Here is a 10756-nt window from a genome sequence, read left to right as displayed (position 1 = left end):
TGCAGATTTCTTGTTAGTATTCTCAGTTTTTTATTCATTATTGTACCTCGCTCTACTTAAATTTGTATAAAAATAATACATAATAAAATTATATATTATTTAACTGAATATCAAAAAACAAACAATGTAATTTATTGCTATATATGTAATATTAAGCTGTTTTTTATATAAATTTTAAGAAAAGTCAATAATCATTTTAACATTTATTGGGTTTGTTAGGTTGATGGCTATGTGTCATTCTCCTGAAAAAAGTAAATATAGATATAGCTATGTGTAAATATGCAAATGCCTCCATATAGTAAGATATTTTATCTTCCCCATCAACTTTACTGTAACTAATCCCAAAGCAACCTTCAAGTTTATAAATACACTGTATAAATATCTCATTTGTTTTGCTAGCAATCTGACTTACATGAAATAATGAAATTAGTTTTTCAAGATATTCCTATATATATTTCTAAGTAATTACCTGATTGATAAATTTTTCTTCGAACTCAGATACAGTCATTGGTTTACCAATTAAATATCCTTGAATTGCATCACATTTAAGCTCTTTTAGAATATGGAATTGGGCTTCTGTTTCAATTCCTTCTGTAATGACTTTAATATTTAAACTATGTGCCATTACTATTATTGAATTGATAATAAATATATTTTTAGAACCATTTTCTAATCCCACTATAAGTGATTTATCAATTTTTATTGTATCAATTGGTAGCATATTCACATAATTAAGGGAAGAATATCCTGTCCCAAAATCATCCAAGGATATTTTAACCCCTAAAAGCATTTTAACTTTGTTAGTATATCTATAATTAACTCAGGTTCTTCTAATGTAACATCTTCTGTAATTTCCAGATTTAAGTACCTTGGTGACAATAAATTAGCTTTCAATATATCTCTAACTAATTTTACAAAATTTAATTGCTTTAATTGCTTATATGAGGTATTTACTGATATGCTAAAATCCTTTGTACCTAGTACCTGCCATTTTTTACATTGTATACAAGCATTTTCTATCATCCAATTATCAATTGCTACTATTTCACCTATACTCTTTGCAATTGGAATAAATTCTGCAGAAGGAATAATCGTATCTCCTTGTCTCCATCTAATAAGTGCTTCCGAACTTGAAATTTTCATTGATTTTAAATCTATAATAGGTTGGTAATAAGTTATAAATTCATTGTTTGACATTGCATTGTTTAATTTTGTTTTCATTTTTAATTTATCTATTGATTTATTATTCATTGAACTAGAATAAGTATTATACCCATACCCACCATTGTGCTTTACATTATACATAGCTAAATCAGCATTGTTAATTAAAGTGTCTACATCTGTTCCATGGTCAGGGAATATACTTATACCTATGCTCACACCAACAAACATAGTATTCCCATTATAGGTAAAAGTAGTTCTTAATGTTGTTGAAATGGATGTTGCAACATCTGTTACAATTTTTTCAACATTTGCAGAGAATTTCAAATGTTTTAATATTATTATGAATTCATCTCCACCAACTCTACTAATTGTATCACTTGACCTAATAACCGCCTTTAATCTCACTGCGACAGCTCTAAGAATAGCATCCCCAGCATGGTGACCTAAATTATCATTTATATTTTTAAAATTATCTAAATCTATAAAAAAAATAGCGAATTTTTCATTTTTTTCTCTATTAATGTACTAATATTTTATAACATCTTTTTCCTGTTAGGAAGTCCTGTAAGTGAGTCTGTAGTTGATGTTTTTTCAAGTTCCTTGTTCTTGGCAATCAATTCTAATCTTACTAAATCCAGTTCTCTATTCTTAATGTCAAGTAATTTATTCTGCGCATCTAGCTTTTGAATATTAAAACGATAAACTAAATCATAATGATCTTTTGCATTCTCTATAAGTTTTCGACTTTGTTCGGAACGTTCTAATTTTTTTCTTAAAATTGCGATTTGCCTATTACTGATATCTAAGCTATCCCCCTCCATTTTCAACCTCCCTTCTATTTACTTTAACCTAACAATACAACTGCAAAGGTTTCGTTATGAAACTTATTTGTTAATTTATTTAAATTTGGACAAAACTCACCATAGGAATAAAACCCAACAAATTTCACGCTTTTTTCAAACTTTTTACCAACGATTTCGTACTCATCTATAGTGCGTGTTCCAAGTAGAATCCTTCGAGATGAACAAGTAAAACATAATGCTATAACTGGTGACCCATTTGATGGAAATGTGCTTACTGCATGGTTAATTGAACTTTTCGCACCTTTCAAAATTGACTCACGGTTTACCATAGTAATACGGACTTTATAATCAGCTGGAGCATTGCCTAGATAGGTCACTGAGCCTATATTGTTATCATAATTTTCAAAAGTGCTACGCATAAATTGAAAATCACCATCTTCATCATATACGGCAATTGGTAGTTCAAGAGTGGGTTTAACATTCTCACCAAGAATATCACTATAAAATTTAAGCGCAGGCTTGTGATCTATTTCATAAATCACATTACCTTCTGATTTTGTAATAGTTCCCATCTCTCCAATTGCTTCCCACCCACTGTCTATTCCAAAAGAAAAATTAAATTCCCCAGCTAAAAGTAAAAAGGAAGATATATCAGATGATGATATTTTATTATAAAATTGCTTGGACTCATTAAATCGCCAACTATCTGCTGATATACCACCCACAATTGGGAGTTTACCTTCTGTGAGAGAAGTTAACTGCTCCATAACTGTCTCCCCATTGATTTTAAACACATCAGAAAGCAATATACACAGTTTAGGCGTCTGCCCTAATCTACCCACAGCTTCGTAAAATACTTGACTGCATTCTTTTCTCACATCTGTTGCTGTATTATTGATAAAACCTGAAACGATTTTTATCTCTTTAGAAACAAATAATGTCAAAACCATTGAATCCTCTACATATTCACATTCTGAAGAAAATTCTCCATCTGTTGTGCAACCAATTAGCTGTAAATTTGGCCATTTTTCATAAATTTTATTAAGTACCAACTGATGATCAACATCTATACCGGCATACAAAATACCTGCTATAGGATATCGATTACCAAGCTGAATTTCACAACTTTCAATTAGTTCTATAACTGCCAAAAAAGAATCTAGTTCTATGCTATGAGCTATTACTATAAAAAGGTTTGTTTCCATAAGCACCTCCAAATATCTGTTGAACTATTTTTAATATATTAAGATAATTTTTTAATCTCACTCTCCACAACAGAAAATCCACTAGAAGTTGAACAAAGAATAACGTTATATTCGACTTCTATAGATAACGCTTGAGTTAAAGAAATACTTGCAAAGATAACAAATGAAAGATTGGGGCGTCAATTATACTGATACCTTGTATACTATTTTGACTAATGCTTAAAATTTCAGGACTTAATTTTTGAATTGATTCTTCATCAATTAAAAGCTTTCTGTTATTTTAATTATCGAAAACAAAAGATAAAATCTTTAGCTTTTTTTGTAAAACTTAGTTACTATATGTATAAAGCCCTAGCAATATGGATATCTATAACTAAAGTTCTTTCAATTGGCTAGCATTTTTACAAACAATTGTAAAATATTCAAACAATTACAATATGTTTTTTTATTTATTATGTATAATAGTAAAATCTTGATTACATTACATTAATCTCCAAAATGCATTATAAAACTATTATTAGACTTCTAATTTATAAACATATAGTATCCAAAACAATAAAAAAAGACTATCTAAAGTCTTTTTAATGTATTTTTGTATTTGATTCATTTGATGTAGGTATTGTATTGCTATTATTGTGTTGCTAGATTTGACAAATCCAGCATTACAGCAGCTCTATACAGATCTGGTACCTTTTGAATTGTGATCGGGAGCATGAACAATTTGTGATCACAAATTGTTTTACTAATTAAATTCTCTCCTTGGTCGCTGCATACTTTATTAAATTTCAAGCAAGCGGAGTAATAAAACGCCAAACAGATTCATAGATCTTTTTCCACAAACCACGATTAGAATATGTTTCAATATCAAATATCGTGCAATCTTGGATATCATTTAAAAATGTATCACGACATTTAATTGCAAATTCATTATTATAAATAAATGCATTAACTTCATAATCAAGACTAAAACTTCTAATATCAACATTTGCAGTTCCTACTGTTGAAACGTAGTCATCTATAACAAGTGTTTTTGCATGAAGAAAACCTGAATGCAGATATACCTTTACACCATACTTTAAAAGTTTTGCCACATTTAATAATGAAACAGCATAAACAGGTTTGTCATCTGGTATACCAGGAATCATTATTCTAACATCAACACCACCAGCAACTGCCATCCTTAGTGCATCTAATATAGTTTTATCTGGAATAAAATATGGTGTTTGAATATATAAATATTTTTTTGAGGTGGTAATCATCTTAACATAACTATCTTTTATAGAGTCATTTTTACTACTAGGTCCACTTGAGAGTATTTGTACTCCTATGTTTCCTTCTTTAATAGGATCATAAAAACTTTTTAATAACCTTTCGTCAAACTTTAATTTAGCCCTATTTATCTTTCTAAAACTTTGATTTTGCAAAAAAACTAAATCAGACCAAAACCTTGTTTGAAATGAAAGTACACTATAACCAGTCAGACGTATTGTTGTATCCCTCCAAGGTTTATTTATCTTTTTTAAACCAAAATATTCATCCCCCACATTAATTCCACCAGTATGAGCAATTTTACCATCCACAATAACTATTTTTCTATGTAATCTGTAATTTGCAAGCAATAAACTTTTTATAATAGAAGGCAAAAATCTGTATACATGCCCACCAGCTTTTTTTAACTCCTTAAAATCACTCATATGAGTATGCATAGATCCAAGCCCATCATATATTAAAGTTACTTTTACCCCCTGTCTTGCCTTTTCTTCTAAAAGAGATATAAATTCTTTACCGATCTTATCTTTTGCTCTAAAAATATAATACATTACTTCAATACTTTTTGTTGCATTTCTAATATCTTTAAAAATCGTAGAAAATGTTTCCTTAGCATTTAATAAAAGTTCTACTTCGTTATTTTGAGTAAAATAACCCATTATATTTTTTGAGTTCATCGCAATTAAGTCTCTATATTTTTCAGTTTCTACTTCTCTAAATTGTATTTTATCCGTATCAATATTATGAATATGTTTTGCTAGCACTTTATTGTACTTTTCTTCTATTTCACCCATACCATACTTTTTTGACATGATACGCATTTTATATCTACTACCGACCAAGAAATAAAGAACAAAACCAACATAAGGTAAAAATAAGAATACTAAAAGCCATGCAAATATAACTCTCGTATCACTTTGTTTTATAAAAATCAGTATCAAAATGCATATTATATTAAATAAATATATAAACATTAAAAAAACAGTTGATAAATCCATGGTGTTCCCCCGTAAGTACTATATTTTAGGTAACTAATTGCAGCCTATTAAACACTATTATACCGCATCTAAAACGATAAATATTATAAAATCTTAAGCGTATTAGATAATTGAACAGCTCTCTTATCTTTTTTCTATATGACTTTCCCATCACAGTGGTCTACTTCATGTTGAATAATTTGGGCAATCCATCCTGAGTATTTTCCCCTTCGTTTCTTAAATCGCGAATCAAAATACTCTACTTCTATCTCTTTGAATCTATTAGTTTTTCTAACACCTATAAGTGATAGACATCCTTCTTCCGCTATATATTGACGCGATTTATTCACTATCACAGGGTTAATCATCGCAGCGTTCATGTCGCCCATACTGATCACAATAATTCTTTTTTTAACACCAATCATATTAGCTGCCATTCCAGCGCATCCTTCTTTATTTGCTTTAAGCGTATCAAGCAAATCCTGCACAACCTGCTCATCTGCTTTTGTAGCAAGTTCTGATTTTTGATTAAGAAAAAATATGTCTTTCATAATTGATCTAACCATATGTTATACTCCTTTAATATTTGTCTTTTTTATTATGTTCTGTTCTGTAACTGTTGATATATTAATACCAATAGAGTTCTTGCCAAAGTTCGTTTTTAAGATAAATAACGTGCTTTATAATTATAGATAAAAGAATAAAGAAATTGCGGATAATTTTTATACTAATCTATCCACAATTTCTTTAGGGTTATTTTATAGGTGACATACGGTATCGATTCTAGATATTATAATTTTGAGATATCTGCTACCGTATCTCTTCACGAAATATTCTTTTGCCTTTTCCCGTGAGTCTTATAATGGTTCACCTGCTACTTGTGATTATACTTTGCCTTCTATGTCAGTCGTTATAGGCAGATCTTTGTTTATCTTAGCATAGACATTATGTATATAGTCTTTGTCTACATAGTAATCTTTAGTGTCTTCAGACGGAGCATCAAATCTTAAATCTCTTAAAACTCTTGAAACAATACTAACGAGTCCTCTAGCACCCATCTTTTCTTCAATAGCAATATCTGCAATTGCTTCAAAGCAATTATCGTTAAACTCAAGATTTTTACCCAAATAAGCAAATATCTTTCTATACTGTTCAAATACACTAGTATCAAGCTTAAGTACCTCAATCAGATTGTCTCTTGATAATGGATCTAAATTTGATAATACTTGAAATCTACCAAGTAACTCTGGAATTAATCCAAACTCCTGCAAATCTTTTTTAATTATGTTTGATCTAAGATACTTTGTATATTTGTAATCTTTTTCATAATTTTTTACAGTTGATTCTACAGTGTTAGATACATCAAAACCTAATGATCTAACAATTCCTGGCTTACTAAACTGTTTTAATCTATTATTTGGAGTGAATTTAAGTCGATTTTCGACAATAGTTTCAATACCATCAAAAGATCCACCTGCAATAAATAAAATATTAGTTGTATTTATCTCAATCATTTTACTTGTGGGATTTTTACGACCTCCACCTTCTGGTACTCTAACAATACCACCTTCAACCATCTTAAGTAATCCTTGCTGAACGCCTTCACCTGATACATCTCTTGTAATAGTCATAGTCTCACCCTTTTTGGCTATCTTATCAAGTTCATCAATAAATATAATTCCTTTCTCGGCAAGTTCAATATCGCCATGTGCCCTTACTAAAAGTGAGTATATCATACTCTCAATATCATCACCAACATATCCAGCCTCGGTCAAACTTGTAGCATCACCAATAACAAATGGTACTTGGGCAATATCTGATAATTTTTTGGCTAGTAAAGTTTTTCCAGTACCTGTTGGTCCAGTTAGTAATATATTATGTTTCTCTAAATCTATACCAGTTGCGATCCTTATCATATGATTTTGTAATTCTATAGATAACTCTATTTTAGCCCCTTCTTGGCCTATTATAGACTGATCTAATAGCTCTTTTATCATTTTTGGTGTTATTGTTACCCTTTTTTCTTCTGATGTTATATTGTTATGAACTTCCTCTTCTTGCTGTGGTTTTATTACTATACTACGTTTATTTAACATTTAATACACCATCCTTTTATACTGCCTTTTAAACTTGCTCTTTTTTATAAAGTTACTTTTCATCACTTTCATCACTTTCATAATACTGAGATGTTTAGCAAGTGATTGAGTATTTTTCTTATTCTGTATGTTTTTGTGGCAAATAAACCACGTTGGACTTCTTCGCTTATAGGATATCTAACATCAATTCTATTTATATAGCTTTTAATAACTTTAACATAGACTAATAAGAAAGACTTAAATATATAGCTAATATAATAAAATTGTATTCTATCTAGATAGTATTTACAATTAAAATAGTACTTAAAATAGAAAAAAGAATTTGCTTTATAATATCCCTGGGGTCATGAACAATTTGTGATCACGAATTATTTTGATAATTTAGGTCATTTAGTTATTACAAAAGCGTATAGTAACTACCAGTATACCTCAGTTTGTAACGCAGCTGCTCATTCCTTGTGCAATGCCAAAATCTATAGATTCACACCCTACTCCCAATACTGATTACTATGGAATATCAATGAGACAATTTAATAACAAAAGTAAGTGAATTGCCACAAAATAAATGTTATAATTATTTAACAAAATTAAGGTTTAATAAAGTTTTATAATAAGGAGGAATACATAATGGAAAACATTATTAGAAATTGAAATGAAATTAAAAATACATTTTATATTATCTATGATGATCTTTGGTACAGTTGGAATTTTTGTAAGATATATTGACTTGCCCTCAAGTGAAATAGCTCTTCTGAGAGGTTTTATAGGTAGCTTATTTTTGCTCGGCATTACTATAGTTACAAAACAGAAAATATCTTTGCCAAACATAAAGAAAAATTTTCTTGTATTGTTATTATCGAGTTTTGCATTAGCTATTAATTGGATGCTTCTTTTTAAAGCGTATAAGTATACAACAATTGCGAATGCTTCTTTAAGCTATTACTTTTCACCGGTTTTCGTTATTGTTATGTCACCTTTTGTACTTAAAGAAAAGTTATCACTTAAAAAAGTTATATGTATAAGTATTGCAGTACTAGGAATGTTTCTAATCGTACAGAATAGGGTAAATGGTGTCGCACAATATAATCATTTATTAGGTATCTGTTATGGCATTGCTGCAGCAATATTTTATGCCACATTAATGCTCACCAATAAGTTTATTAAAGATATGAGTGGACTAGAAACAACATTGGTTCAATTGTTATTATCAACTATAATGCTTATACCCTATGTTTTTATAGCAGATAGGGTTAGTTTATTTCATATAACAGGTATTTCTATTGTATGTATTATAACACTAGGAGTTATTCATACCGGACTTGGATTTTATTTGTTTTTTAATGGAATGAAAGGTTTAAAAGCTCAAAGTATCGCTGCGCTAAGTTACATAGATCCAATAACAGCATTATTTGTTTCGTTCATTGTGTTTGGTGAGAACATGTCAGTGATTCAGATAATAGGAGCTATATTGTTATTAGGTTCAACATTTATAAGCGAAACAGTTAAAAATTATAAGGTGGGATAAATATGTTATTTGGATTATTCAAAAGTAAGAGGGAAAAACATATAAAGCATAAAGAATATCAGGAAGAATACATTGAAGAAAGTCATGAAGAAATTCATGACTTAATGCAGTATGATGTAGTCATTGCAACGAATTTTGATGATAATGATAGAAAAGAAATGAAGCCAATTTATACCATTAAGTATTATTCAAAATTTAAAACTTCGATTACCGAAGCTATTTTTTGTAGAAATACAATGTGCGAGAGTATTACTTTGAATCAAGCATTTTTAGCCTTAGAGGATATATTAAAACAAAGTATAGAAGACAAAATGTTAATTAGTGCTGTCATTAATAATAATTATACAGCCCTAAACTAATCAGTTTATTTCTCTACATCAGTTTTATCTTTTTCGCTGCTTGCTTTTGTTTTCTTTGGAACACTCAATCCATTTAAAATAAAATTTCTTAATTTTTCAAGAGCATCTTTATGCTCTATGGATTTTAATTCAGAAAATGCTTTCAGAAACCTTTTTTCTCCAAAATGAGTGGCTTCTAAGATTTCTCTATTTGAATTATGAAGGTCTTTAAGGGCTTGTTTTCGATGAACCAATGCTTTTTGATGTTCACCTTTCATTTCAGTTAAATCCGCTTTTAAAATTTCTTTTTTTGTTTCGAAATTTTCTTCCAAATCATCCTTCTTCTTCACTATATCAATAGCTCCTGTAGCAATATTCTCTCCTATATTATTTGACATCTCTCGAATTTTAAATGTGATTCCATCAATTATTTCAAGTTTTTTGTTCAATTTCAAAATAGATTTTACTGTTGCAATGAGATCTATAATGAAAAGGCAGGCAAAAATCATCAGTAAAACCTTACTTGCCATCTGTGGAATCCAATTAACGAGAGAAAAAACAAACGGGTGAATTCTGTCCACCACAACAAGGCAAGCTAATCCCCACACAAGTGAAAACATAGGGCAAATGTATCCACAAATATTAAAGGGCTCGTCATCGTAATTCCAGCATTTCTGATGAAATATTTTTTCAAGTGCAAATCCACCTATAAGCTCTATGGTGCTAGTAATAAAGACTGAGCCTAAAAACATATAAAATACATTGTTTTTTACAGGCTCTAGCAAATAGAGTACTACTATGACTCCAACTCCATAAATCGGACAATATGGACCATTTAAGAATCCTCGGTTTACAAATTTACCTGTCTTTACAGCTGCATATATAACCTCAGTACACCATCCTAAAAATGCATAAATGAAAAAGTACCAACATATATTAAGTATCAAAGTATTTCGCCTCCAAATTATAAAAACTGTTATATGCTCATTGTTTTTATCAAAAAACTACAGCACCTCACTAAATTTATTTTGTATAATATTAAATCATCTCCTGGGTCGCTGCAATATTAACAACTTTGGAAGCAGATTTAGACTGCCACCAAAGCAATTTCCCTAGGCTTGACAACTGCCACTTATAGAAGATGGCAGTTGTCAAGCTTCCAAAATGTTGTTAAAATAATAAATATTGAATTAGTAATATATATTAGTAATATTATATATTAATTGTGCTTCGAATAGATCTTCAGGAGTTTTATATTGGAGTATACACCTAGGAAGCGTATTCATCCATTCCTCGATGAATGAAATATCAGAGACACTATAATCTGACATACGGTTTCCTTTAGGAATGAAGCGACGAATTAGTCCATTGTGACGTTC

General features: G+C 29.7%; 10 protein-coding genes and 1 pseudogene. 2 read left to right on the top strand and 9 right to left on the bottom strand.

What is annotated here, in order from left to right; genetic code table 11:
* Positions 1–457: 457 nt before the first annotated feature.
* From KPL38_RS20105 to clpX, 7 genes are all read right to left on the bottom strand, one after another.
* Complete coding sequence (locus KPL38_RS20105) at positions 458–766, bottom strand: EAL domain-containing protein (protein WP_281419361.1); 309 nt, start codon at positions 764–766, stop codon at positions 458–460.
* Between the two features lie 14 nt (positions 767–780).
* Positions 781–1623, bottom strand: coding sequence for a putative bifunctional diguanylate cyclase/phosphodiesterase (locus tag KPL38_RS20255; RefSeq protein ID WP_312884249.1), 843 nt, complete (start codon positions 1621–1623; stop codon positions 781–783).
* 74 nt (positions 1624–1697) lie between these two features.
* Entirely contained in the window at positions 1698–1985 is a 288-nt protein-coding gene (locus KPL38_RS19770; protein WP_246577996.1) for a diguanylate cyclase, read from the bottom strand.
* Between the two features lie 23 nt (positions 1986–2008).
* A complete protein-coding gene (locus tag KPL38_RS15915; protein WP_216290143.1) occupies positions 2009–3172 on the bottom strand; it encodes an FIST signal transduction protein in 1164 nt (387 codons plus the stop codon).
* 785 nt (positions 3173–3957) lie between these two features.
* The gene (gene cls / locus KPL38_RS15910; protein ID WP_216290142.1) at positions 3958–5439 is read right to left on the bottom strand and encodes a cardiolipin synthase; all 1482 of its coding nucleotides are present in this window, start codon (positions 5437–5439) and stop codon (positions 3958–3960) included.
* Between the two features lie 134 nt (positions 5440–5573).
* Positions 5574–5984, bottom strand: a complete 411-nt coding sequence (locus tag KPL38_RS15905; RefSeq protein ID WP_216290141.1) for a peptide deformylase — start codon at positions 5982–5984, stop codon at positions 5574–5576.
* A gap of 318 nt (positions 5985–6302) precedes the next feature.
* Positions 6303–7514: an ATP-dependent Clp protease ATP-binding subunit ClpX gene (clpX, locus tag KPL38_RS15900; protein WP_216290140.1), complete on the bottom strand. Its 1212-nt coding sequence runs from the start codon at positions 7512–7514 to the stop codon at positions 6303–6305.
* A gap of 652 nt (positions 7515–8166) precedes the next feature.
* Between clpX and KPL38_RS15895 the strand changes: the two genes are divergently transcribed.
* Together KPL38_RS15895 and KPL38_RS15890 are read left to right on the top strand one after the other, a co-directional pair.
* Positions 8167–9039, top strand: a complete 873-nt coding sequence (locus KPL38_RS15895; protein ID WP_216290139.1) for a DMT family transporter — start codon at positions 8167–8169, stop codon at positions 9037–9039.
* Positions 9040–9041: 2 nt separating this feature from the next.
* Entirely contained in the window at positions 9042–9398 is a 357-nt protein-coding gene (locus KPL38_RS15890; RefSeq protein WP_216290138.1) for a hypothetical protein, read from the top strand.
* A 5-nt stretch (positions 9399–9403) separates the two neighbouring features.
* Here the strand turns inward: KPL38_RS15890 and KPL38_RS15885 are convergent, their stop codons facing one another.
* Positions 9404–10324, bottom strand: a complete 921-nt coding sequence (locus tag KPL38_RS15885) for a putative ABC transporter permease (protein ID WP_216290137.1) — start codon at positions 10322–10324, stop codon at positions 9404–9406.
* Positions 10325–10567: 243 nt separating this feature from the next.
* Positions 10568–10756 (bottom strand): annotated as a pseudogene (locus KPL38_RS15880) (IS30 family transposase); the annotation flags it as partial.

This window comes from Clostridium psychrophilum (assembly GCF_018861705.1).
GTDB classification, from domain to species: domain Bacteria; phylum Bacillota; class Clostridia; order Clostridiales; family Clostridiaceae; genus Clostridium_AD; species Clostridium_AD psychrophilum.
This window is presented reverse-complemented; position numbering and strand designations above follow the sequence as displayed.